This window comes from Arundinibacter roseus (assembly GCF_004348825.1).
In the GTDB taxonomy this organism is placed as follows: domain Bacteria; phylum Bacteroidota; class Bacteroidia; order Cytophagales; family Spirosomataceae; genus Arundinibacter; species Arundinibacter roseus.
This window is the reverse complement of record NZ_SMJU01000006.1, coordinates 370901-395881: the sequence shown is the minus strand read 5'-3', so window position 1 is coordinate 395881 and position 24981 is coordinate 370901. Positions and strand designations below refer to the sequence as shown.

Here is a 24981-nt window from a genome sequence, read left to right as displayed (position 1 = left end):
TACACCAAAACTCAACTAGCGATTGACACCTATGACTGACAAACGAAAACGTTTTCAGGAGCTTTATCCGAATTCATTTTTCTTAACCGTGGAAGAGCCCGAGGCCCTGTTAACTTTTATGAAAGCAAATGCCTGGATTGACGAACAGGAACAGCTGCTTGTACTTGAAAAACCGGGTGAAGGAAATATGAACTACGTGCTGCGGGTAAAAACTGATCAGCAGTCGCTGATTGTGAAGCAGTCGCGGCCCTGGGTTGAAAAGTATCCTCAGATTGATGCCCCCATCGAGCGGATTATTGTGGAAGCGCAATTTTATGATGTGCTTTCCGAGGTTCAGTCGCTGCGTCCGTTCATTCCGGCTTTGAAGGGTTTTAAGGCGGAGAGTTTTATCATGGTGGTAGAAGATTTGGGTCAGGCGTCAGATTTTACGGCAATTTATTCAAAAACAAATTTGCCTGATATTTCGGCCCTGCACGAGTTAACAGGCTTTCTTTCGGATCTTCATCAGGTTTCTCCCGAAGAGTTTCAGGAGCCATTTCCGGCCAATCAATCGCTGAAAACACTCAATGCTGAGCATATTTTCAACTATCCCTACATGCCCGACAACGGCTTTGATCTGGATACCGTTCAGCCGGGTCTGGGAGAATTGGCCAGGAATTATAAAAACCATGAAAGTCTCAAACGAGCCGTTGAGGAGCTTAGTGCGGTTTATTTGGGGCAGGGTACTGTATTGATTCATGGCGATTATTATCCGGGCAGTTGGCTGCAAACGATGAACGGTACACGCATCATTGATCCGGAATTTGCGTACCTAGGCCGGGCCGAATTTGACCTTGGGGTGATGGTTGCGCACCTCAAAATGGCAAGGGTTGATCTTACACTGATTCAACAAATATTATCTGCTTATTTACCAAAAGACCGGCTTGACCGGCAGTTGCTGGCTGGATTTTGTGGGGCCGAAATCATTCGTCGACTGATTGGCCTGGCTCAGTTGCCGCTGGATTTGAGCCTGTCCGAAAAAGCCGAACTGCTCGTTTGGGCAGCCGAAGCGGTTCTGAATCCTGGTTCGGTGCACTTATTTCAGCCTGCTATTGGACTAAAATCCTCTATTCCTGAATAATTGACATTTAACCATTAAGTAGTCAGGCAGAATTAGTTTAGAGTATATTTTTCAAGGGGTAACTCTTGAATTATCAGAATTTTTAAGCCCCGTAGGAGCATTTTTAAACGTGTAAACATTTAAAAATTAGTTTAATTCTGCATGATTACTTAGTAAAAAACAAAAAGGAGAAGCAACGATTGACGTTGACTTCTCCATTTCGTTTTTGAGGAAACAGATTTTTGAACTAAACCACCGCTGTGGCGCGTTCAATGGCTTTTTTCTCTTTCCATTCTTTCCAGCGTGGGCCAAGCAACGAGTTCATGCCTTTGTCTACCACGGTATGCCGGGCGAGGTTCATGCCGCCTTTCAAGAGCGTAAACACGGAGTCGTTGGCGCGCAGCGCAAGGCCAAACCCGCCGTCGACGTACTTGATGTAATGCCACCAAAGTGACGGAATGAAGACCGTTTCGCCGTGTTCGAGGATAGTTTCGTAGCCGTGGGTTTTTTCAAAAGCCGGAAAACGCTTCAAATCAGGATTTAGCGGATGCACGTGGCTCATCACCGTAAAAGGATGCTGATACAACTTGGTGCTGTCTTCGGGCGGGAACAGAATAATCTTTTTGCGGGTCTGAAACTGCGACAAAAATACGTGCGAGCAGTCCATGTCGTAGTGCAAATTCACTTCGGAATTTTGCCCGCCAAAGAACATAAATCGGTAATTTTTTACAAAGCCATCCATGATGGTCGGAAAGCTGATGTCGTCGCCGAGTTCAGGGATTTTCTTAAAAATATCAAACAAAAATATACGTAGATCGGTTGGGCCTGCTTCGATCAGCGAAAGATATTCGCCAAAAGGCATCGTGGCCGCATTTTGAAAGTACTTGTCAGGATCATGAATGTGGTTGTCTACCAACGGAACTTCCAAATCGCCGTGGTTTTCACGAAACCAGTCAAAAGTCCATTTTTGGGTGGCAGGCCAATCTTTGATCAAATCGGTAAAAACAACAGGTTTACGGGGTTTGAGGTAGTTTTCAATGAACTCTTCCCGGCTAAGTCCCGAGCGTTTTTCTATGGGAGTATATTTCATAGCTACGTACTGGTTAAAGATATTTATTGTTGGGAACACTGGATTTTGGTCAGGATTGGACACCGGATTTTGTATAAAATGGGTTTCATCCTTTTGAGTAAATTAACAGACAAATTTAACAGGAAGTACCAAAGAATTTGAAGCATTTTATAAAAAATAATCTGGATAGACCCGAACCATCCCTTCCTATACTATCTTGCAAACAAAAGAGTTGATACAAAAAAATGAATTGGATTATGACCGAACAAAGCAGAGAATTTCTTTACAAGTACCTCAACAACGCCTCACCCACAGGTTTTGAGGCGTCCGGACAACAAATTTGGCTGGATTATATCAAACCTTACATTGATGAACAAATCGTAGATGTGTATGGTACTGCCGTTGGGGTTATCGGCGCCGGACAGGAGTATAAAGTAGTGATTGAGGCTCATTCAGATGAAATAGCCTGGTTTGTAAATTACATTTCGGAGGAAGGTTATATACACGTACGCAGAAATGGCGGTTCTGATGCGGCAATTGCACCTTCGATGCGGGTAAATCTGCACACCGCCAACGGCCCGGTGCCGGGTGTTTTTGGATGGCCTGCCATTCACGTGCGCGATGTAGCCAAAGATCAGGTGCCAAAAGTACATGAGCTTTTTATCGATGTAGGTGCTGCCAAAAAAGATGAAGTACTCGATATGGGAATTCATGTAGGAACGGTGGTGACGTTTGCGGACGGCCTGACCGAAATGAATAACCGGTTTTATGTGGGCCGAGCACTCGACAACCGTGTGGGCGGATTCATGATTGCCGAAGTGGCCCGTATGCTTCATGAAAACAACGTTCAATTGCCTTTTACACTGTACGTGGTGAATGCCGTGCAGGAAGAAATTGGCCTTCGGGGAGCCGAAATGATTTCGCGCCGCCTCAAACCCGACCTCGCAATTGTTACTGACGTTACTCATGATACGCAGTCGCCGATGTACAACAAAAAAGAACAGGGCGATTTGAAATGCGGAGCCGGACCGGTGCTTTGCTACGGGCCTGCGGTTCAAAACAACCTGCGCGATTTTATTCTTGATATTGCCCGTCAAAAAGAAATTCCGTTTCAGCGGCAGGCGGTTAGCCGTTCCACAGGAACAGACACCGATTCGTTTGCCTATTCCGCTGAGGGTGTGGCGTCTGCCCTGATTTCACTGCCGTTGAAATACATGCATACGACCATCGAAACGGTGCACAAAGACGACGTGCAAAATGTCATTAACCTGATGTACGAAGTGTTGCTGAACCTCAAAGGCAACGAAGATTTCCGGTATATCAAATAATTTAGATTTGTAAAAATTGTGTAGGCAGGGTTGCTATGCAGATAGTGATCCTGCCTACATGCTTTGAGGTGTTATGAATTGATTAAGATTTTTCTCCAATGGTATCTTTGTGTAAACTTTTTGTTTGGGGAATGAAAATATCTGATTATTCAGTTATTTGCGAATAATAGAATTGTCTTTTTAGTACTATGAAAAAACAAAGAATTGCCATAGACATGGACGATGTCATGGCGGATGCCAACGGTCGCTTTCGGGAAATTCTCCTGGATCGCCTGCGAGTCGATTGTACCGAACATCTCCTGATGCCCGAATTTAGCTGGCAACGTGCATTCCCGGAACATTACCAAACGATTCATTCCTGGACCTATGAATCTGGTTTCTTTGCCGGTATGAAAGTAATGCCTGATGCACAGGAGGTTATTCAAAAACTAATGGAAAAATATGAGATTTTCGTGGTGTCGGCGGCGGTAGAGTTTCCGCTTTCTATGCAGGAAAAAGTAGAGTGGTTAAAAATACATTTTCCCTTCATCGACTGGCGGTTTCTGGTTTTCTGTGGGCATAAGTACATGATTAAAGCCGACTACCTGATTGACGATCATCTAAAAAATATTGCTGCCTTTACCGAAGGTACACCGCTGCTTTTCACTGCCGCTCACAACCGGCACATTGAAGGCTACACGCGTGTGAATAATTGGCGGGAAGTGGAGCAGCTTCTGCTCTGAAACAGGTTAAACGGGCTTGAACTGCCGCTTTTGGGTAATTTCATGTATATTTGAAAAGAAGACAAAAGTACCCGCACGATGCCCTTGTATACCGACCAAATCGGCTTTACGACTCAGATTGACTCGCCTCCCCGGCGAATCGTTTCGTTGGTGCCTTCTCAAACTGAGCTACTGTTTGACTTGGGGCTTGATGAAACCGTCGTTGGGATCACTCGGTTTTGTATATATCCCACATTCAAAATTCAGGATAAAACGCAGGTGGGCGGCACTAAAAATCCAGATTTGGAACTCATTCGCTCGTTAAAACCTGACCTCATCATCGCCAATAAAGAAGAAAATCGGGAAGAAGACATTTTGGCTCTAAAACAGGATTTTTCCGTCTGGATTTCGGATGTAAATACCCTCGCGGAGGCCACGGACATGATTCGGAAATTGGGCGAAATTCTGGAAAATTCTTCTTCTGCGGATTGGATTGCAGAGCGAATCGAGCGACAATTTCAGGCATTTCGTGAATCGCAGGCTACCTCTCATGTGCCACGGAGGGTCGCCTATATGATCTGGCAGAAACCATGGATGGTTGCGGGTGGCAATACCTTCATTGATTCCATGCTTGCCGAAGCCGGTTTTCAAAATGCTTTCAAAGATCAGGCGCGTTATCCGGAATGCTCACAACTTGATTTAGAAGCTGCTCACCCGGATGTGATCTTTCTTTCTACCGAACCGTTTCCTTTTCAGGAAAAACATCGGGAACAATTGCAGGCACTCTTTCCCCAAACGCAGGTCTTGCGGGTCAACGGCGAGCTTTTTTCGTGGTATGGATCGCGCTTACTACGCAGTCCGGCTTATTTTCAAAAAGTCCTGGAACAATTGACCCTACTTTCTTCCAAATAATTATTCTCTTTTTTGAAAAAAGAAGTAATTCCCCAACAAAATCAAGTGTTTTTACGTTAAAATATACGAGCGAAAATTCGCAAATTGCAAACCTGTTTAGCACGATGTACGTACTAAATTGTACAAAAATAATATTTATAGGATAAAGTCATGAAAAAAGTTCTATGGTTGTTTCCCGTCGCAGCACTTGCGGTTAGTACGGCAGCCGTGTGGGCACGTAAGAAAAAACCTTACAAGCGCACCGAGCCACTCGGCATTTGAGTCAGCAGGCTTTGGTTGCTACTGTGTAAACAAGCCTACATTCAGGTACAAAAAAACGGCGAGCCGGTTCATCATAACCAGCTCGCCGTTTTTTGTATGCTACAACGTTTATACTATATAATTACAAGGCTAACTGTTGATCTATAAACTGAGATATTTCCGGGTTTGACCAGTCAATCGCTCCAATTTGTTCGGCAAGTACTTTACCGTTTCGTACTAAATACGAACGGGGAATTGCATCGCCATTCAGCGGACCGGGATAGCTACCATTGAACAAATAGAAGGGGAGCTGATAGTCTTTCTTTTGCAGAAAATTTTGTACCGTTGACGGATTTTCGTCAGAAACGATATAAAAGGCCATCCTGGGATTTTCTTTGTAGCGCTCATACAACGACTGAATGCTTGGCATTTCCGCATTACAGGGCCCGCACCATGTAGCCCAAACATTCAGGAAAATCAATTTTGAGGTATCCATCGCCACGGCATTTCCTTTCATATCGCTCAATGTCAGATAAAGAGAGGCGTCGCCATCCACCGCAGGCGGCAAATCAGCAGTAGCAGCTGTTTCCGAAGCAGCAGGAGGAGTGTTGTCTTTCATACTAAAATAGATTGCGACTGCCAGCAAGAGAAGCCCGGCTGCAATACCCACATATTTCAGATTTGATTTCATAGGAGTAGTTGGGAAAGTTTGATTGTTGACTTGGGTAATACTTTAAAATACCGTTCTGTTTAACAAAGTTCCCGGAACATAACCGGAAGTTCAAAGCGGTGTTTTGAAAACGTCAAGGTTATTCCTGTTACTAATTTTGGGTATTTGTATATGTATCCTGTAATGGGTAGCGTGGTTCTTCATCTTCTTTGTTACATAAATTAAAAATAACCTGTGAAGTTTTGTGCCTGCCACCGAATTTGAATACTTTTAGGATTCAAAAAACAAAAACAAACCCCAAAAAATCCTCTGAGCTTCATGAGAAAATTAATTACGTCCTTTTTATCACTAGTACTCACCCTTGCCCTGGTTCAACAGGCAACTGCACAGCGCTCGGCGGCTGAGTTTTTTGAAGAAGGGAATTCCAAAGCACGGTCCGGAGATTTTGCCGGTGCCCTGCAATCGTACAGTGCCGTTATTTCAATGAATCCCGATCATGCACCCAGTTTTTTTAACAGAGGGTTGGCCAAAGCAAATCTAAAAGATCACCGGGGAGCAATTATCGATTACGACCGGGCCATCGAAATTAACTCCAAGGAAGCCGTTTATTACCAAAGCCGGGGAGTGAGTAAAAGCATGCAGGAAGATCATCGTTCTGCCATTCAAGACTACACGCAGGCAATCGAACTAAACGCTGACGATGCGAAATCGTACTACAACCGGGGTGTAAGCCGGGCTAAACTGACCAATCACCGGGGCGCCTTGCAGGACTTTAATAAAGCCGTAACCCTTGACCCAAATGATGTATTGGCGATTTATGCACGAGGTAGCAGCAAGCAATATCTGGAAGATTATGCAGGCTGTTTGGCTGATTTTTCACGCGTGATCGACCTCAGTCCCAAGCGTGGTGGAGCGCATGCGGGTCGTGGTTTTGCCAAAATTAAACTGGGAGATTTTAAAGGCGCAATTGCCGATTATACCAAAGCTATCGAAATCAGTCCCGAAGAGAGCTCCTCGTATTCTTTCCGGGGTTTTGCCAAAGCTAAGGTAGACGATTTTGAAGGTGCAATCTCCGATTATAATCGCTCTTTACAGATAAATCCTTCGGACATAGAAGCTTACTACGGACGCGGATTTGCAAAAAGTAAGTTGGGTGATCAGCGTGGTGCTATTCAGGATTTGAGCAGAGCCGTAGAAATCAACAATAACTACACCACCGATTCTAAGAAGATTGTGTACATCGGGCCAATTTCCAGAGGTGTTCTGGATAACCTTCGGAGTGTGGTTCAGGAGAGAATCAAAATTAATGAACTGTCCCCCGAACGAGCTGAGGCGTTTTTTATCCGTGGGCTTAGCAAAAGTAAAAGCGGCGATAATAAAGGAGCGATTTTGGACATGAACAGTGCTATTGATCTTAATCCAACGTATTCGGAAGCATATTTTTCCAGAGGATTGGTGCATTCGGCAATGGGCGAGCAAATGAGCGCTATTCTGGATTGCAGCAATGCCATCAAACTTCGGTCAGGCTATTCGGAAGCTTTTTATCTGCGGGGAATAATCAAGCATAGTCTTGGTGATGTAAACGGCGGTTGCCTGGATCTCAGCAAATCGGGCGAGTTAGGCTATACTCCTGCCTATAAAGTAATCAGTGATTATTGTAACTAATAAAAAAATTACTAGCATATCAACATCAAAAAAACCGCTGAGCAAAGTTCAGCGGTTTTTTTGATGGAACGGGAAGCAGGTTAAATTTACTTTGCTGCTTTCAGTAATTCTCCAACTTTGTCCCAATTGATAACATCCCAAAATGCGCCTACATAATCAGCGCGTTTGTTTTGGTATTTGAGGTAATAGGCATGTTCCCAAACGTCTATTCCCAAAATGGGTGTACCGCTAATTTCTGCGTTGGCCATCAACGGATTGTCCTGATTAGGCGTTGAACCCACGCCCAACTTGCCATTTTGAACCACAAGCCACGCCCATCCCGAACCAAACCGGGTGGCAGCGGCTTTTCCAAACGTTTCTTTGAACGAATCAAAACTACCAAACTCTCCATTAATCGCATCTGCAACGGCTCCGGTAGGAGTGCCGCCTTTGCCGGGGGCCATAATGTCCCAAAAAAAGGTATGATTCCAATGCCCGCCGCCATTATTTCGAATAGCCGCCGGGGCCTTGCCTATGTTTTTAAACATATCGGTAAGGCTCATTTTCTCAAATTCTGTCCCTTTTATGGCATCATTCAGATTTTTTACATACGCAGCATGATGTTTACCATAGTGGATTTCCATGGTCATTTTATCAATAGAAGGTTCCAGGGCCGCAAAATCATAGGGAAGGGGCTTTTGTGAAAAAGGAGCCATAAGGCTTTCTTCTTTTGAAGCAGCATTACAGGCCGTGTTGCCTGCCAACGCACCAACGGCAAAGGTTGTACCGGCCAAAGTCCGCAAAAACTCAATACGATTCATAAGTAAATTAGTTTGTAGGAATGTAAAAAATCAGTCGTAAGCCACCCGGCTTACGATACTACGACCCAACGTAACCTCATCGGCGTATTCCAGGTCGCCGCCCATCGGAATACCCCGGGCAATTGTACTTATTTTTACCCCGGTTGGTTTTAATTTTTTTTGCAAATAAAATGCCGTCGTATCACCTTCCATCGTTGGACTGAGGGCCAATATGACTTCCCGTATTGATTCCTGAGCAATTCGGTTCACGAGTGAATCAATGTGCAGGTCTGCCGGACCAATGCCTTCCAACGGGGAGATTATGCCACCCAATACGTGATAAACACCCGTGTACTGACTTGTGTTTTCAATTGCCAATACATCACGGGTGTCTACAACAACGCACAAGAGAGCAGCGTCGCGCCGGGTACTTTTACAAATGGTGCAAAGTTCATCATCTGAGATAGAGTTGCAGCGGGTACAAAAACGCGTTTGAGTGCGCATCGCAAGCAGTGCATCCGACAGCGAGCGGGTTTGCTGTTCTTCCCGTTTGAGCAAGTGGAGGGTAAGCCGTAGGGCAGTTTTTTTTCCAATACCGGGCAATTTCGAAATTTCATTGACGGCATCTTCAATCAATCGCGAAGGATAGTTCATACGGGTGCGGAAAGGCGGGGATTAATAGATTTCAGCCGAGATGCCCCGACGACAAATTTCGTTTCGCATAGGCACAAGCGCTTCAAATTCCCCTTCCTTTACAGAACATTTTCCTTTAAAATGTATGATAAGTGTACATTGCTCAGCCTGCTCGGCAGTGTGTTCGCACACATTTATCAGCGTGTCAATTACCCAATCGAACGTATTGATATCATCATTGAATACGACGAGTGTGCGCACTTCTGTTTCCACAGTTTTTTCCAGAACCTCAACGTCGGTTTCTATATCGGTTTGCATAACAATCAAATTTACGTTTGATTAGCAAAATTAATCAAAAATAAAGACTATCGGAAGGGAAACACCTTACTTTGTGCTCTATTTGAACCCTTTTTAGTAACCAATTCTGTATTAATGAATCCTTATATTGCGCTCGCTATTCTGATTGCCTATTTTGGAATGTTGATTGTTGTGTCAGTCTTTACCTCCCGCGGGGCCGATACCAACGCCTTTTTTACTGCCAACCGTCAGTCTCCATGGTATCTCGTAGCGTTCGGGATGATTGGTACTTCGTTGTCTGGGGTTACATTTATTTCTGTTCCGGGAGCTGTGCTCAATATTCAGTTTTCGTACTTTCAGGTGGTTTTGGGATATCTGCTCGGCTATCTGTTTATTGGTACGGTGCTGATGCCGCTGTATTATCGAATGAACCTCATTTCTATTTACTCGTATCTGGAAAGTCGATTTGGGTTTTGGTCCTACAAATCCGGCTCAGCGGTGTTTCTCTTGTCTCGTACAGTTGGTTCGGCAGTTCGGTTATATGTAGCCGCGGGTGTTCTTCAAATCGCTCTTTTCGGCCCGTTGGGGGTTCCTTTTGAAGTGGCAGTTGCCATTACGATCCTGCTTATTTGGGTGTATACGTTTAAAGGAGGGGTAAAAACGATAATCGTGACGGACACCCTCCAAACTACATTTTTGGTAACAGCCGTAATTCTGACAATTGTTCTGGTTTCGAGGGAATTAAACCTCAGCGGATTTTCGGAAATGGTATCAACGGTTCGGGAAAGTGACTATTCACAAATTTTTTATTGGGATGTAAATGACCCGAAGAATTTTTTCAAACAGTTTTTTGCCGGTGCATTCATTGCCGTTGTTATGACGGGCCTGGATCAGGATTTAATGCAGAAGAATCTGACGTGTAAAAATATTGGTGAAGCACAGAAAAACATGTTTTGGTTTACAGTTGTGCTGGTGGTTGTCAATTTGCTCTTTCTGTCTTTGGGTGCGCTTTTGTATGTGTACGCCCAAACCAAAGGGATTACTTTACCAGCCAAAACAGATGATTTTTACCCGATGCTTGCGCTGAATCATTTGGGCGTAGTGGTCGGAATTACCTTTTTGTTAGGCATCACCGCCGCTACCTATGCAAGTTCAGATTCGGCCCTTACAGCTCTGACCACCGCATTTTGTATAGATTTTATGGGGGTCGAAAAAAAGCCGGAAAAGCAACGCTCTACCATCAAATTTTGGGTGCACATTGGGTTTTCGGTTTTGTTTTTTGTAGTAATTATCATCTTTAATCGCCTGAATAGCAAAGAAGTAATCACCGCAGTTTTTGATTTGGCAGGCTATACGTATGGCCCGCTTCTGGGTTTGTTTGGTTTTGGGCTGTTAAACAAGCGCACGGTTCGGGATCGGTATGTCCCCTTCGTGTGTATAGCTGCTCCGATTTTGACCTACATCGCCAATATCTATTCAGCTGATTGGTTCAATGGCTACCAAATTGGTTTTGAGCGGCTGATACTAAATGGATTATTAACAGGGCTGGGATTATGGCTGCTTTCGTTACAAGCCACGAAAGGAACGCAACAAAAGGGAGCGGTTTTGTGAAAACCATTCCCCACTTAAACGGGTAGCCGGATTTGTCGAAAGGTGGAGCGAAAATTTTAGTACTAATCGCAAAACCAAAAAAATTGACACATGGACGTACTGTTATTTTTGATTGCCTCGGTAACGGGCGGAATTTGGTGCTCGTATCTTGTAGAGTATATAGAAGAAAAGAGGTGAACTCGGTTCAATCCGATTCACCTCTTTTCATTTAAATTAATTCAACGGAAGGATCCCAAAAGTGGTCTGAGAAATGAACGATCTGATCTTCCTGAATTTGAATTCCTTCGGCTTCCAGTAATTCCTGCATTCGGGTGGGCGAGCCAAAAAAAAGTTTTCCGGTCAGCACCCCATTCCGATTCACCACCCGATGCGCGGGTATATCCGGGCGGCTATGGCAATTGTTCATGGCCCAACCGACCATTCGTGCACCTTTGGCTGAGCCTAAATAAGCCGCAATAGCACCGTAAGTAGACACCCGGCCAGTGGGAATAAGGCGTACAACCTCGTATATCGTTTCAAAAAAATCATTTTGCGGCATCGGGTGCGGCATTTTTCTCTTCCACCTCTTTCACCAGTTGTTCATACCACTCTGCGCCATACGCTCGGAGTAAGGGTTCTTTAAGAAACTTGTAAAGGGGCACTCCCAACTCTCCACCCAATTCACAGGCGGGGCTACAAATATCCCAACGGTCGTAATTTATGGCATGATACTGCTCATACTTGGTCACCCGAATGGGGTACAGATGGCAGGAAAGAGGTTTTTTGAAATCAATTTTGCCGTCGTTGTACGCTTGTTCAATTCCGCATTTCAGAATATTTTTTTCATCATAAAAAGCATATGCACATTCTTTGCCTTCAATAACGGGCGTAACCATATCGCCCTCCCAATCTTCGGTATAAACGCCGCTTTTGGCTATTTCAGCTTTTCCGGCTTCTGAAAGGTACGGTTCAACGTGTCGATAAATCTTTTTCAAAATGGGCAACTCATTGTCTTCCAGCGGTGCACCTGAATCACCCTCGACACAGCAGGCACCTTTGCATTTACTGAGATTACAAACAAAAAATTGGTCCCCGATGTCGTCACTTATACAGGTGTTGTCGATGAGTATCATGCAGATTTTGACTTAATAAAAAAAGATAGAATAAGGGTTAATTGCGGGGTATTTTCAGTTTTTGACCCAATTTTACATTGGTATCACTCATGCCATTGGCTTGCTGAATCTGTTCCATCGATACGCCATAATTTTTGGAAATACGAAAGAGCGTTTCGCCCGAAACAACCGTGTGTTCGGTAAACTGAGCAGGCTGAGCCGGCGATACGGAGGTGGGTTTTGCCTGCGATTTACTCACAACGAGTCGCTGACCCACCGCCAGTTTATCATTTAAAGTCAGGTTGTTCCAGGCCAATAAATCATTAATTTCAAGTCCATATAGCTTTGAAATGCTGTAATACGTCTGCCCGCTTTCGACTGTATGTGAACCGGAGTTGCTCCGCTGCGGCGTGGGTGCCGGAGTAGAGGGCGTAGCTGTTGTGCGGGTTTCAGCAGGAGTTGTACTTCGATTTCTATTGTTTCTTTTGGTTTCCGAATCAAACGTAGAATTGTCGGGTCGGTCTTCCTGCGTAATAATCACCACCCGATCGCCCGTTCCCCCCGAAACCTGCGCCGGAGCTTTGGTATCTACTTTTTTCTCGGGCGTAGTGGCAACGGGCTCTTCGATCTTGTCGGCAAGTTTTGGGCTGTATTTTTTGCGTTCAGATGCATTTTTTGGAATCTCAGGAGTAGCCTTTTCCGTCGAAGTATTTTCTGCCATCGGTACAGGAGTGGAGGTTGCCGGCGGGAAGTTGCTGCCTTTTTCTATAATCTCAATCGGCGAACTCGACGGACGCTTTTTATTCAGCCACATAACCCGACCTGTTTGCAGGCGTAAATTACGGTTTGAAATTCGGTTAAATTTCAGGAGATCCTTGGTACGTATGCCGTAGATTTGGGAAATACCCCGGATGGTTTCACCTTCCCGCACGGTATGAAAAGGAACCATTGCTTTTTTCTTCTTTTTGGCCAAATAATAGACCTCTCCCGGCACCAACGGGTCCCGGCTGCTGAGTTCATTAAATTTTAGAAAACTACCCGTGCTGACTTTTGCCGCCTTCGCCAGGTCATACGATTTGTCGCCGGGACGAGCCTGAATTCCAGGCAGGCCATTGATTTCATAAAAAACCGGATCGTTCCGGCCTTTTAGCTGCACACTTGCTTTGCGCAATACCGGAAAACCAATGTCATCACGATTGTATTCCTGCCCGGGTGACTGTCGGGCCGACATCAGTTTTTCACGAACAGTATTGATTTGGGGCGTTCCAACGGGCAGCGCCACAACGTACTCGCGATCCATCGGAATCACGTCCGTTTCGATCCACCGGTTAAAGCGGCGCAATTCGAGCGGGTCAAGTTCCAGGTCACGGGCAATCACATCCAAGGAACGTCCGCCGCTGTTTGGGTATTCAAAAAGTACGATGCGATTGGCAGTTCGGTGGCGTTCCAAACCAGCTTCGAGGGCGATTTTGTGGGCAAAAAAGCGAAGCACGTAGCGGTCTGTACGGGAGGTAAGCAAAATCTCACGTGCGTAGGCCCAGTTGGCGGGTACTAGTTTGCTGATTCCACCCATTCCCAAATAGTAGGAATATAGCGAAGAAACCCAGTTGTTGAATTGCTGATTACTACGTTTCAGATAGCGCGCCGCCGCCCGGGTCGATGAGGTGATGTTTTTTCGCTCATCTATTTGATTATCAACACGCAGGCCAAGTTCGACGGCAGTTTCTTCTTTAAATTGCCAGAAACCAACCGCATTTGAAGACGACACTGCATCGGGCGTCAGGGAGCTTTCCTGCAAAGCCAGGTACTTAAAGTCGAGCGGTACTTCTTCTTCAATCAGGACTCCTTCCAGTATTGGAAAATACAAAACAGCACGATCCATTTTGTCTTCCCAAAACCGCTTGTTTGCCATCAGGCTGCGAATATCCGTTTCAATAATATTTTTAGCCCCATTGTCAAACTTGACTATTAACCCGCCAAACATTACATTGGCCGGTACCTCAGGAAATTCCTGGGCCCGGATAGCAGAAGTGCTTGTCAGTAAAAAAAAACTACTCAGTGAAAACGCAAGAAAAAACTTGCCCATTCGGAATACTGTATCAGATTTTTTCATATAAATTAAGGGTTACTTAATTGGTCGGCATATTAGATTCAAAAGGTGCTTCTTTTTATATTTTTTGAGCGATCATAATTCCGTCCCGCACGGGCAACAGCAGGTTTTGCACACGTGCATCCTGCTGAACATACTGATTAAAGGCCAAAAGAGCTACCGTATCCTTATCGTACTTATCGGGCAACGGCTGTACAACCTTCCCGCTCCACAAAACATTGTCGGCCATGATTAGCCCACCGGGCCTTACTTTGTCAAGTATAAGATCATAGTAGGCCTGATAATTGACTTTGTCGGCGTCAATAAAAACAAGATCAAAAGGACCGGGTAAATCTGGAATTATATCAAGTGCTTTTCCGACACGAAAGTCAATTTGAGAAGCAAAAGGCGAGCGCAAAAATGTTTCTTCCACGAAAGGCCTAAGTTCTTCATTCTTGTCAATTGTGAGTAAAGTGCCGTTTGGCTGCAAGCCTTCGCACAAACACAACGCCGAATAGCCCGTGTAAGTCCCGATTTCAAGAATGGATACGGGGCGTATCAATCGTGAAAACAGGGCCAAAATGCGGCCTTGAAGCTGTCCTGAAAGCATTCGGGGACGCAGGACTTTCAGGTGAGTTTCACGGTTGATGAAACGAAGCAATTCGCTTTCAGGCTCGCTGTGTGCCTCGGCATAAGCTTCAATTTCTTTGGATAAGAGCTCCATTTTGTTGGGCGGCAAGAGAAATAAAAAAGATGTCGTTTCTTCAAATATATCAAAGAAACGACATCTTTTCAGAATTCTTGTGTAAAATTCCTGCGCTACTTCTCTCCTTTTTGTGTAAAAAGGTTAATTATTTTAATAAACGTTCGAGATACGTACCGTACCCGCTTTTGAGAAGTGGTTGTGCTACTTTTCTGAGCTGAGCATCGTCAATGAAACCCATTCGGTAGGCTACTTCTTCAATACATCCGATTTTCAGACCTTGCCTTTCTTCAATCACCTGAACAAATTGACCGGCCTGCATCAGCGATTGAAACGTGCCCGTATCGAGCCATGCCGTACCTCGGTCAAGTACACCAACTTTCAGTTTTCCAAGTTCCAGATAGCGACGGTTCACGTCGGTTATTTCCAGTTCACCACGCGGCGAAGGCTTGATGTTTCGGGCTATGTCAACGACGTCATTATCATAGAAATAAAGTCCTGGCACGGCATAGTTTGACTTAGGTACTTCGGGCTTTTCCTCAATCGAAAGTGCCTGAAAATTGTCATCAAATTCTACGACGCCATAGCGCTCGGGATCGTGTACCTGATACGCATAAATTACGCCTCCGTCGGGGTCATTGTTGGCTTGCAAAAGTTTGGACAGCCCGGAGCCATAAAAAATATTGTCGCCCAAAATCAGGGCAACTTTATCATTTCCGATGAATTCTTCCCCAATGATAAATGCCTGCGCCAACCCGTCGGGGCTAGGCTGTACTGCGTACTGAAAAGAGCAACCCAAAGAGCTGCCATCTCCTAATAATTTTTCAAAATGCGGCAAATCATGCGGAGTCGAAATGATCAGAATTTCCCGAATCCCCGAGAGCATCAGAATAGACAGCGGGTAGTAAATCATCGGTTTGTCATAAACCGGCATAAGTTGCTTACTGACAGCGAGTGTGAGCGGATGAAGCCGCGTACCGGAGCCTCCGGCCAGGATGATACCTTTCATAGAAATTTATTTACCCAATTTGAGTTTTATTCATCTACATTTTTGACGAACATTTCAGCGTCCGTCATACATATCTTCGTAATATTTCTTGTAGTTGCCCGACGTCACGTTGTCCAGCCAAGCCTGATTGTCAAAATACCAATCAACGGTTTTTTGAAGTCCTTCCTCAAATTGCAGCGAAGGTTCCCAACCTAGTTCTGTTTTGAGTTTAGTGGCGTCAATTGCGTAGCGCAGGTCATGCCCGGCCCGATCCGTTACGTACACAATCAGCCCTTCGGACGTTCCAACTTCGCGACCTAATTTCTGATCCATAATTCGACAGAGCAGAAGTACCAAATCCAGATTTTTCCACTCGTTGTGGCCGCCAATGTTGTAGGTTTCACCAAGCGTACCTTTATGAAAAATAACGTCAATCGCTCTTGCGTGGTCTTCCACAAAAAGCCAGTCACGCACGTTTTCGCCTTTGCCGTATACCGGTAAGGGCTTGTTTTGCATGATGTTATGAATCATCAGCGGAATCAGTTTTTCCGGAAAATGATTGGGACCGTAGTTGTTGGAGCAATTGGAAATCACCACCGGCAATTTATAGGTATTGTGATAGGCCCGTACAAAGTGATCAGACGAAGCCTTGGATGCAGAATAGGGCGATCGGGGATCGTATTTTGTAGTTTCCAGGAAAAAGTCCTCTGGATTATGCAACTCGCCGTATACCTCATCCGTCGATACGTGGTAAAAAAGGTGATTGGCCATATCATTTTTCCACGCAATGCGGGCGGAATTCAACAGATTCACCGTACCGATTACGTTGGTCATCACAAACGCCAAGGGGTCCGTAATGGAACGATCCACGTGCGACTCGGCGGCGAGATGAACTACCCCAAAAAAATCATGTTCGCTGAACAAACCATCCAGAAAAGCCGCATCCGTTATATCTCCTTTGACAAACGTGTAGTTGGGCAAATGCTCAATATCCAGCAGGTTTTCCAGATTTCCGGCGTAGGTCAACGCATCAAGATTATAAATATGGTAGTCGGGATATTGATTGACAAACCGCCGAACTACATGAGAACCAATGAATCCGGCTCCGCCTGTGATTAGTATTTTTTTCATAGGATCAATTACTTCTTGGTTATTTTTTGTTGCCAATTCCAGGCGTCACGCAGCGAATCGGTCAGGGTTTTTTCCGGTGTCCATTGGAGAACAGTGGTTGCTTTGTCAGCCTGTGCCCAAATTTTCTCCACATCGCCCGCACGTCGAGGTCCTACGGTGTAGGCGAGCTTGATTCCGTTTGCCTCCTCAAAGGTATTAATAAGTTCAAAAACAGAATTCCCTTCTCCTGTTCCCACATTAATTACGTCGTAATAGTTTGCTTCTGTCTGCGAGTTCAGGAGTTCAATGGCTTTTACGTGCGCTTTTGCGAGGTCTACCACGTGTATAAAATCGCGAATGCAACTGCCATCCGGGGTGTTATAATCATCGCCAAAAACTACGAGTTTTTCACGAAGTCCGGCAGCGGCCTGTGTGAGGTAAGGAACCAAATTGCTGGGAACACCGAGCGGCAATTCTCCGATTTCTGCCGTAGGGTGAGCGCCAACCGGATTAAAATAGCGCAACGACAAAGCTTTCAGCCCGGGATTTGAAAATACATGATCCCGGATAATATCTTCACAAATCGCCTTGGTATTGCCATAGGGTGAGGCGGCGGGTTTGCGCGGCGTGTCTTCGGTTACGGGGGGCGAGTCGGGTTGGCCGTACACCGTGCAGGAAGAGGAGAATACAAAATTGGACACGCCGAATTCCTGCATGACTTTCAGCAGTACGAGCAGAGAACCAATATTATTTTCGTAATATTTCAAAGGTTTTTCTACCGATTCGCCCACGGCTTTGTAGGCCGCAAAGTGAATAACACCGTCAAAAGCTTCGTTTTTGAACAACGTACGAACCGCCTCTTCGTTGGTGCAGTCGATGGTGTGGCACGAATAGGCTACGCCCGTAATGTTTTTGAGGCCCGTGAGAACCTTTTCATTGGAATTGTAATAATTATCTAAAATGACAGGCTCAAAACCAGCCGATTGCAGCTCAACAACCGTATGGGAGCCAATAAATCCAGTACCTCCGGTAACTAGTATTTTCATGAGTTAAGGAAAAACTTGGTAGAAATAGACGGGCAAAAAATGTTCATAAACGATCTTTGAACAAAAGAAGTAACTTATTGATGAAAATACAAAACAATCAATCTAAGGGTCGATTCTTTCTATTGAAAGTGCAATTTTTTTCGTGGCAAAAGTAGAAAATTTGAAAGCCATATAAAAATTGTTTTTCTTTAAGCATTCGTAGTGGAAAAAAGAAATGAACAGGTATGAATGAGCGAGAAATAAAAGCATTGGTTTCGCTGTTGGACGATGAGGATTCGGAGGTAACGACGCTTGTAGAGCAGAAAATCCGGTCGATGGGGAGTAAGATTATTCCTTTTCTGGAATCTGAATGGGAGGAAAGTTTCAGCGCAATTGCCCAACGCCGGATCGAAGAGTTGATTCACGAACTTCAACTCTCCGTGATGATTGAGCGGCTAACCGAATGGAAAAACGGTGGTGCCATCGATTTACTGGAAGGGATGTGGATCGTGGCTACCTATCAATATCCGGATTTGTCGCTGGAAAAATTGCAGGCTGATGTCAATCAACTGTACTATAAGGTATGGCTGCAATTTAAAGCGGAGATGAATCCGGTGGATCAGGTGAAGATTTTGAACGGAGAGTTTTATGGATCCATGAATTTTGGTGCCAATACCAAGAGTTTCCATTCGGCCGCTAACTCTATGATCAACGTCGTGCTCGAAAGCCGCCGGGGAAATCCTATCACCCTGTGTGTGATTTACTTACTGATTGCCCGTCGGCTCAACATGCCGGTATACGGTGTTAATCTGCCTAATTTATTTGTATTGACTTTTAAAAAGGATAAAGTTCAATTCTACATCAATGTATTTAATCGGGGGATCATTTTTTCCAAAACCGACATTGATCACTACATCGCACAGCTGAATTTGCCTCCCAAAGATTCCTTTTTTCAACCCTGCTCCAACCTTGAAATCGTACAGCGGGTCCTGAGAAATCTGATTCTCTCGTACGAAAAAGCCGGCGAGCCCGAAAAGATCAAGGAAGTAGAACAGGTACTGATCGCTATTTTGGACGAAAATTCGTTTGAAGATTAACCTACGGAAATTCACTCAAACCGCAATGGCAAGGCAATAATCGTCAATCCATCGAAAATGTAAGCCCGCTGAAATTGTCTGACCGTCGTCATGCAGCCGGGCTGTTCCGGTGATACTTTCGGCTGTAAGTGGTTCGAGTGAAATGTCTTTCTGGAAACTTACTTTTTTGCGTCCGTTCAATTTGAACATCGCTTCTTTGCCACACCAATACATGCACAACAGCGCAAGCTGCTGTGGGTCAGGACGAAGTTCGCCTTTGGACATAAAACGTGGAAATGTTCTGAGTAACTTTTCGTGTTTTTTTTCCATGTCTATTCCAATAACCTTCTGTGGAGATAAAACCGCAGCCACATATTCAGCTGTGTGCGTGACCGAAATGAAAAAATCATAATTTAATAGAAACGGTTTGCCGTGTTCATCTTTTCGGAGACCCATAAAAATGTGGCCTTCCTTTTCCAATAAATACTTGATAACCAGTCTTCCAGCCAGCCATTCTCGTTTTTTTTGGGGATGAGAAATGGAAGCTAATTCATCATTTTCGCAGTAAATCGGCAAGAGTTCATGTAACTCATCTAGGGTTTCGGTAAGTTTCCAGACAAGTAGCGGACAATTGGATGCAATGATTTCGGAGTGAACGAGCGGCATAACATAAACGTTAACTAACAAATTTCTAAACGGCCTTCCCTGCATGCAGGCTGGCTTATTTTTATGAATGTACGCAAAATTGATACTTTTTCGGGGCATCGCGACTGTGTTTACGCTTTAATTTCTGATCAACGTTCCCCCATTTTTTATTCTGCCGGGGGAGACGGGCAGGTGGTTCGATGGAATGTAACAAAGCCTGATTTGGGTGAATTGGTCGCTCGGGTAGGGGCGTCAATCTATGCATTGGCCCTTGACCCGCAAACCGGGTTGCTTTGGATTGGGCATAATTACGAAGGCATTCAGGTGGTAGATCCTGTCCAAAAAAAGATTGTAGCTTCCATCAAGCTAGGAGCATTAGCCATTTTTGACATAAAAATTCAGGGACAAAAAGCGTATATCGCTCAGGGAGATGGAATTCTGACGGTGGTGGATGCACCGACATTTTCAATCCAAAAGCACCTGAAAATTTCGCAGAAAAGTGTCCGGACGTTAGCAATCCTGAAAACTACCAACGAATTGGCCGCCGGATTTAGTGATTGGTGCGTGTGCATTTTTGATCTAACCACGATGTCGTTGAAAAAAAGATTTCAAGCACACGACAATTCGGTTTTTTCAGCGCAGTACTCTCCTGATGGTACTTTTTTAGTCACGGCCGGCCGTGACGCGCACCTGAAAGTATGGTGTGTTGAACAAAATTATCAGTCGATTCAGGATATTCCGGCGCACATGTTTTCGATAAATCATATCACATATAGCGGCAACGGCGCTTTGCTTGCTACGGCAAGTATGGACAAATCGATAAAAATTTGGGATGCAAATTCTTTTAAACTCCTAAAAGTGGTAGATCGGGCCCGACATGCAGGGCATGCTACTTCCATCAATAAACTGCTGTGGATGACCACCGAAAACCTGCTTGTTTCGGCAAGTGACGACCGGATGGTCTCTGTTTGGGAGTTTGGCGATAATTAATCCTGAAAACTTTTATTGGCTGCCGATTAAAAATGGTCTCATTTTTGACTACGAATACATAATAATTTGCATAAGTTTTTGAAAATTGCAATTAAAATCTGTACTTACCGAATCAGTTACGTCACCATAAAAAAGGCTATTGGAATGAAAATTTCACCGATTGATATTCGTCAGCATACATTTGAAAAAGGATTTAGAGGGTACAATATCGACGAGGTAAATGCCTTTCTGAACTCACTTTCGCAGGAATGGGAGCGCGTGATGAACGAGAATAAAATGCTGAAAATGCAGCTCGAAATTGCCGAAAAAGAACTCAATAAGCTACGAGATGTAGAAATGACACTTTTCCGGACGCTCAAAACCGCAGAGGACACAAGCAGCCAAATTACGGATCAGGCCAACAAAGCTGCCGAAAAATACCTGCTTGAATCGCGGCAAAAGTCGGATGAAATGCTGGTTGAAACTCGTCGGAAAGCAGCTATGCTTGTGCAGGATGCCGAAAATGAGGCGAAGTTTATCAAAGAAGAAATTATCAATGAGCTTAAAAATCAGGAAAGGGATTTTAAGACCATGGAAAAATACCGGGATAATCTGATTGTTCAGCTTAAATCCCTGGTTAACAACACTAATGAAACCGTAGAACGTTTTGAAAAGAAGTTTAATCAGGAATCCTTTGGGCAACGGATGGAGGAAATTAAACTTCAAATTCTGGAAGCAGGCAAACCGCAAGTACCTGCCGAACCGGTAGAGAAGGAGTCAGGTGAAGAGGAGGCGATTGTTATGTCGGAAAATGACCTGGAAGTGCCTGCCGCCGAAGAAATAGTTGCTGATATTCCAGTGGAAACATCAGAAATGGAAGCTGAGACAGAAATTGAATTGAAGGCGGTAGAAGGTGCTGAAATTGAGGTAGTTGCTAAAAATAGTGAAGGCGATGAAGACGTGGAAACTGCGTCGGAAGAAGCAGGTAATGAAGAAATGACCTTTGGGCATAGCCGTGTTTCGGATGCTGCCTCAGAAGCAATGGCCGAAATTGAGAAAATGGCACAAAATCGAAAAGCCGCTCAGGAACTTGAACAGGCAAAGAAAGGTGCCCAAACGGAAGACGATACCAAAAATAAAGGTTCGTTTTTTGATCAAATAGGCTAATAAATCAATCGTATATTTTTTTAACATAAGTGCAGAAAAACCTACCTGATAATGGCTTTTCTGCACTTTTTCTTTATTCAACCTTGGGAACAATTTCATTGGAAGGAATGGAGTTTTTTGCGTATCACGGGTATTTTGCCGAGGAGCAAAAAATGGGAAATCGCTATTCGCTGGATATTACCGTTCATACGGATTTTGAAAAGGCGGCTCAGGAAGATCGCCTGAGCGACACGGTGAACTACGTTGACTTGTATCAGGTGGCCGTAAAAGTAATGCAGGAACCCGCACGATTACTGGAACATATTGCGTACCGATTGATTGAAGAAATAAAAAAACTACATCCGGAAATTGGCCGGGTTGAGGTATCGGTATCAAAATTTAATCCACCGATTGGGGGAGTTTGTGAACGTTCGCGCATTACAATGGCTGGATAATGATGTAGATTTTTGAGTGGCAGATTGGAATAAAAAATTACTCAAAAATTTTTTTACCTAAACCAATTTTCAGAAGTGAAAAACTACGAAGATCCCTTTTTTACTGGCCCTTCCCGAGTAGCTCCTGCGCCCTGGAAACTTCGGGGAAATGGCAGTATTTTTCTGTTTCGGCAGTCCAAAGAAGCACTTCAAAAATATGCCTTTTTGAAAGAATATCAGAGTCAGCGATTGATTACCGGGCTTGGGGCTTTGCTGCTCGTAGACTATGCCGAATCGCCGGTAGGCCCTTACCACGAGCTACTCTACATTCCGGGTATATTTAAGTTTGCCAGTAGCTACATGTTTTCAATTTCCAAGATTTATGTTTCTTCTGCGGATAGCCAATGGAATGGCGTCGAAAATTGGGGGATCCCGAAAGAAGTAGCTGATTTTGATGTGCTTACGAACGATTTGGCTAGAAGTGAGTTGGAAGAAACATGGGTAGTGAGCAGAAATAAGAAACCATTTTTCTCGGTTCATCTAAAACGCTCAGGCTGGAAATTTCCGATTTCTACGGCGCTTTTTCCGTTAAAAATCGGTCAGGAACGCCGCCACGAACTGCTCGTCACCGCACCCGAAGCCAGGGGAAAAGGGCAGCGGCTGCGTGCGACCGGATGGTTTTCTGATCCCGAGTTTTTTCCCATGATGAACGAGTCAAATCTATTGGGTGGCTTGGCAATTCGTGATTTTAAAATGAAATTTCCAATTCCCAACATTCAGACAGTTTCCTGAATCAATTGATTTAATTTTACAAAAACATTTTTAAGGAACAAGACAAGGTATGTACATAGAAGAGCAGGAATTTGTAGGTATTGATTTTAAAGAAAAACCGTTGGACAAGGGTGAATACGAACAGTGTTTGTTTAAACAATGTGATTTTTCAGAATCAACTATTTCACAGATTAGGTTTGTCAATTGCCATTTTGATTCCTGTAATTTTAGCTTGTCTCACACCAAGGGAACGTCGTTTCAGGAGGTACATTTTCAGAACTGTAAGCTTGTAGGTGTACATTTTGATGCCTGTAATCCGTTTTTATTTGGAGTTTCTTTTGATAATTGTCAGCTCAATTTATCGTCATTTTATGGCCGGGATTTGCGAAAAACAAGGTTTCTGAGTTGTTCGCTGCAAGAGGTAGATTTTGCCGGGGCCAATCTCTCGCAAGCAATATTTTCGGACTGCAACCTTTCCGGCGCTCTTTTTGACGAAACAAATCTTGAAAAAGCAGATTTACGAACGGCATGGAATTTTTCTATAAATCCGGAAACTAACCGAATTCAAAAGGCAAAATTCTCGAAAGAAGGTTTGCCCGGTTTGCTTCATAAATATGCTTTGATTATTGAATAAAAGGGTATCCTGTTTTTTCGAATTATTCGTACCAACCGTATACATCCGAGTTCCAGCGTAAGTTTCCGCTTGTGTCTACGTCAGTCAATAAATATACAATACAAACGGGAATAGGTTTTGGTAGTTTGAGCGTGGAGGGTTTGGCGTTCAGGCGGCATAGTTCCATGAATTTCTCGTCAAATACTTCATCATTCAGAAAAAAATTAGCTAGTTCAGTTGGTTTTTGTAGCCGAATGCATCCATGACTTAGCCAACGATTGCTGCGGGAAAACAAACTCCGCGCGTTTGTATCATGAAGATAAATAGAGTAGGGGTTTTTGAGATTAAATTTTACCAGCCCCAAAGCATTGTCGCAGCCGGTCGATTGTCTAAACCGATAGGGAAAATTAGTTACGCTGAAATCTGCCCAGGATAAGGCTTCCGGGTTTTGTATATTCCCCTGAGAATCAATAATCTGCATATTATTCTGACTAAGGTACCCTATATTTCGTTTTACTTTTGGCAGAATCTCTTTTAGCGCGATGCTACGAGGAACATTCCAGTAGGGATAGGTGACCAATTCATCCGAGAAAGTAATAAATGAAGGTGTTTGGTGGCTACGACTACCGACAATTACCCGCATCCGAAGTTTTTCAACGCCGTTTTTTTGATTGACGAATAATTCGGCAGATGGAATATTTATAACCACAAGTGTGCTATCTGTTATGCGCTGCATCCACCGAAAAGCCCGAAGAGATTCCCGAACTCCGGGTAAGCTGTCGGTTTTTTGTTCGCGGATCAGTCGTTGATAGTGTCTTTTGAGGGAATGATATTGCTGAGCGGTGGGTTCAAGTGATTGAAATTGCTGCATATAATTCTGAGTTTCAGGATTCAGAAATGCGGCAACAATCTTCGTTAAGGAGGAAGAATCGAGGGTTTCTGAAAGTGCCATATAACTAATATGAGCAGGCCGGGAGCCGTACTTAAGCTGATGGGCCAAGGCGAAAAGCGAATCAACTGTCAGCACTGACGCTGACAAATCGGTAGAGTCCAAATAGGCTCCAAGCTCTTGTAACCTTGCCGATTGAATGGAATCTACTGCGATAAAATTGCGCTCTTGCCGGGTGCTTTCGGAAGTAGTCGTTTTACAGCATATAACCGATACTGTAATTAAAGCTATATAAAGCATGGAGGTCGGCAGTTTTTTCATAGACCGAATTATAAAAAATACAACCGAATACGAAATGATTTTTATCAGTGTGGAGTTTACTAAGAACGATTCTTTTGCCTCCAACAAAAACCACTAATTTGACGATA

Annotated in this window: 26 protein-coding genes; 12 read left to right on the top strand and 14 right to left on the bottom strand. The window is 44.2% G+C overall.

The window, feature by feature from the left end:
- Positions 1-31 precede the first annotated feature (31 nt).
- Positions 32-1120 (top strand): phosphotransferase, encoded by a 1089-nt coding sequence (locus EZE20_RS11705; protein WP_132117757.1) that lies wholly within the window; start codon positions 32-34, stop codon positions 1118-1120.
- Positions 1121-1346: 226 nt separating this feature from the next.
- Here the strand turns inward: EZE20_RS11705 and EZE20_RS11700 are convergent, their stop codons facing one another.
- On the bottom strand, positions 1347-2189 hold the full coding sequence (locus EZE20_RS11700) for a cupin-like domain-containing protein (RefSeq protein WP_132117755.1): 843 nt from the start codon (positions 2187-2189) through the stop codon (positions 1347-1349).
- A 236-nt stretch (positions 2190-2425) separates the two neighbouring features.
- Here EZE20_RS11700 and EZE20_RS11695 point away from each other — a divergent pair, with 236 nt between their 5' ends.
- From EZE20_RS11695 to EZE20_RS11685, 3 genes are all read left to right on the top strand, one after another.
- Positions 2426-3496: a M42 family metallopeptidase gene (locus EZE20_RS11695; protein ID WP_132117753.1), complete on the top strand. Its 1071-nt coding sequence runs from the start codon at positions 2426-2428 to the stop codon at positions 3494-3496.
- Between the two features lie 188 nt (positions 3497-3684).
- Positions 3685-4218 (top strand): 5' nucleotidase, NT5C type, encoded by a 534-nt coding sequence (locus EZE20_RS11690; RefSeq protein WP_132117751.1) that lies wholly within the window; start codon positions 3685-3687, stop codon positions 4216-4218.
- A gap of 78 nt (positions 4219-4296) precedes the next feature.
- On the top strand, positions 4297-5109 hold the full coding sequence (locus tag EZE20_RS11685) for an ABC transporter substrate-binding protein (protein WP_132117749.1): 813 nt from the start codon (positions 4297-4299) through the stop codon (positions 5107-5109).
- 382 nt (positions 5110-5491) lie between these two features.
- Here EZE20_RS11685 and EZE20_RS11680 read toward each other — a convergent pair whose 3' ends face one another.
- Positions 5492-6040 carry a TlpA family protein disulfide reductase gene (locus EZE20_RS11680; protein ID WP_132117747.1) on the bottom strand — a complete coding sequence of 183 codons (549 nt, stop codon included), beginning with the start codon at positions 6038-6040 and terminating at the stop codon, positions 5492-5494.
- Between the two features lie 297 nt (positions 6041-6337).
- On the opposite strand from EZE20_RS11680, the gene EZE20_RS11675 reads away from it, so the two are divergent.
- Positions 6338-7684 (top strand): tetratricopeptide repeat protein, encoded by a 1347-nt coding sequence (locus EZE20_RS11675; protein ID WP_132117745.1) that lies wholly within the window; start codon positions 6338-6340, stop codon positions 7682-7684.
- Between the two features lie 86 nt (positions 7685-7770).
- On the opposite strand, the gene EZE20_RS11670 is transcribed toward EZE20_RS11675, so the two are convergent.
- Genes EZE20_RS11670 through EZE20_RS11660 form a run of 3 tightly spaced genes read right to left on the bottom strand, consistent with a single transcriptional unit; the run spans position 7771 to position 9414 of the window.
- On the bottom strand, positions 7771-8484 hold the full coding sequence (locus tag EZE20_RS11670) for a superoxide dismutase (RefSeq protein WP_132117743.1): 714 nt from the start codon (positions 8482-8484) through the stop codon (positions 7771-7773).
- Positions 8485-8514: 30 nt separating this feature from the next.
- On the bottom strand, positions 8515-9117 hold the full coding sequence (gene recR, locus EZE20_RS11665) for a recombination mediator RecR (RefSeq protein WP_132117731.1): 603 nt from the start codon (positions 9115-9117) through the stop codon (positions 8515-8517).
- Positions 9118-9138: 21 nt separating this feature from the next.
- Positions 9139-9414, bottom strand: coding sequence for an ATP-dependent Clp protease adaptor ClpS (locus EZE20_RS11660; protein WP_132117729.1), 276 nt, complete (start codon positions 9412-9414; stop codon positions 9139-9141).
- 114 nt (positions 9415-9528) lie between these two features.
- Here EZE20_RS11660 and EZE20_RS11655 point away from each other — a divergent pair, with 114 nt between their 5' ends.
- Entirely contained in the window at positions 9529-11004 is a 1476-nt protein-coding gene (locus tag EZE20_RS11655; protein WP_132117727.1) for a sodium:solute symporter, read from the top strand.
- A gap of 208 nt (positions 11005-11212) precedes the next feature.
- On the opposite strand, the gene EZE20_RS11650 is transcribed toward EZE20_RS11655, so the two are convergent.
- From EZE20_RS11650 to galE, 7 genes are all read right to left on the bottom strand, one after another.
- The gene (locus tag EZE20_RS11650) at positions 11213-11542 is read right to left on the bottom strand and encodes an MGMT family protein (RefSeq protein ID WP_132117812.1); all 330 of its coding nucleotides are present in this window, start codon (positions 11540-11542) and stop codon (positions 11213-11215) included.
- Positions 11529-12116, bottom strand: coding sequence for a DUF3109 family protein (locus EZE20_RS11645; RefSeq protein WP_132117725.1), 588 nt, complete (start codon positions 12114-12116; stop codon positions 11529-11531). Before EZE20_RS11645 ends, EZE20_RS11650 begins: the two co-directional genes overlap by 14 nt.
- Positions 12117-12153: 37 nt before the next feature.
- A complete protein-coding gene (locus EZE20_RS11640) occupies positions 12154-14208 on the bottom strand; it encodes a LysM peptidoglycan-binding domain-containing protein (protein ID WP_228713699.1) in 2055 nt (684 codons plus the stop codon).
- Positions 14209-14263: 55 nt separating this feature from the next.
- Positions 14264-14908: an O-methyltransferase gene (locus EZE20_RS11635; RefSeq protein ID WP_132117808.1), complete on the bottom strand. Its 645-nt coding sequence runs from the start codon at positions 14906-14908 to the stop codon at positions 14264-14266.
- Positions 14909-15035: 127 nt separating this feature from the next.
- Positions 15036-15896: a glucose-1-phosphate thymidylyltransferase RfbA gene (gene rfbA, locus EZE20_RS11630; protein ID WP_132117723.1), complete on the bottom strand. Its 861-nt coding sequence runs from the start codon at positions 15894-15896 to the stop codon at positions 15036-15038.
- Positions 15897-15950: 54 nt separating this feature from the next.
- The gene (gene rfbB / locus EZE20_RS11625) at positions 15951-17006 is read right to left on the bottom strand and encodes a dTDP-glucose 4,6-dehydratase (RefSeq protein ID WP_132117721.1); all 1056 of its coding nucleotides are present in this window, start codon (positions 17004-17006) and stop codon (positions 15951-15953) included.
- A gap of 8 nt (positions 17007-17014) precedes the next feature.
- Complete coding sequence (gene galE / locus EZE20_RS11620) at positions 17015-18031, bottom strand: UDP-glucose 4-epimerase GalE (protein ID WP_132117719.1); 1017 nt, start codon at positions 18029-18031, stop codon at positions 17015-17017.
- A 224-nt stretch (positions 18032-18255) separates the two neighbouring features.
- Here galE and EZE20_RS11615 point away from each other — a divergent pair, with 224 nt between their 5' ends.
- Positions 18256-19107 carry a transglutaminase-like domain-containing protein gene (locus tag EZE20_RS11615; RefSeq protein ID WP_132117717.1) on the top strand — a complete coding sequence of 284 codons (852 nt, stop codon included), beginning with the start codon at positions 18256-18258 and terminating at the stop codon, positions 19105-19107.
- Positions 19108-19122: 15 nt separating this feature from the next.
- Here the strand turns inward: EZE20_RS11615 and EZE20_RS11610 are convergent, their stop codons facing one another.
- On the bottom strand, positions 19123-19752 hold the full coding sequence (locus tag EZE20_RS11610) for a 4'-phosphopantetheinyl transferase family protein (RefSeq protein WP_165933456.1): 630 nt from the start codon (positions 19750-19752) through the stop codon (positions 19123-19125).
- A 63-nt stretch (positions 19753-19815) separates the two neighbouring features.
- On the opposite strand from EZE20_RS11610, the gene EZE20_RS11605 reads away from it, so the two are divergent.
- The 5 genes from EZE20_RS11605 to EZE20_RS11585 all read left to right on the top strand — a co-directional run bounded on the left by EZE20_RS11605 (position 19816) and on the right by EZE20_RS11585 (position 23685).
- The gene (locus EZE20_RS11605) at positions 19816-20721 is read left to right on the top strand and encodes a WD40 repeat domain-containing protein (protein ID WP_132117713.1); all 906 of its coding nucleotides are present in this window, start codon (positions 19816-19818) and stop codon (positions 20719-20721) included.
- Positions 20722-20865: 144 nt separating this feature from the next.
- Positions 20866-21867, top strand: coding sequence for a DivIVA domain-containing protein (locus EZE20_RS11600; protein WP_132117711.1), 1002 nt, complete (start codon positions 20866-20868; stop codon positions 21865-21867).
- An 83-nt stretch (positions 21868-21950) separates the two neighbouring features.
- Positions 21951-22301: a dihydroneopterin aldolase gene (folB, locus tag EZE20_RS11595; RefSeq protein ID WP_132117709.1), complete on the top strand. Its 351-nt coding sequence runs from the start codon at positions 21951-21953 to the stop codon at positions 22299-22301.
- A gap of 75 nt (positions 22302-22376) precedes the next feature.
- Positions 22377-23072, top strand: a complete 696-nt coding sequence (locus EZE20_RS11590; protein WP_132117707.1) for a hypothetical protein — start codon at positions 22377-22379, stop codon at positions 23070-23072.
- A 49-nt stretch (positions 23073-23121) separates the two neighbouring features.
- On the top strand, positions 23122-23685 hold the full coding sequence (locus tag EZE20_RS11585; protein WP_132117705.1) for a pentapeptide repeat-containing protein: 564 nt from the start codon (positions 23122-23124) through the stop codon (positions 23683-23685).
- Between the two features lie 22 nt (positions 23686-23707).
- Here EZE20_RS11585 and EZE20_RS11580 read toward each other — a convergent pair whose 3' ends face one another.
- Positions 23708-24874 carry a L,D-transpeptidase family protein gene (locus EZE20_RS11580; RefSeq protein WP_132117703.1) on the bottom strand — a complete coding sequence of 389 codons (1167 nt, stop codon included), beginning with the start codon at positions 24872-24874 and terminating at the stop codon, positions 23708-23710.
- Positions 24875-24981: the final 107 nt, after the last annotated feature.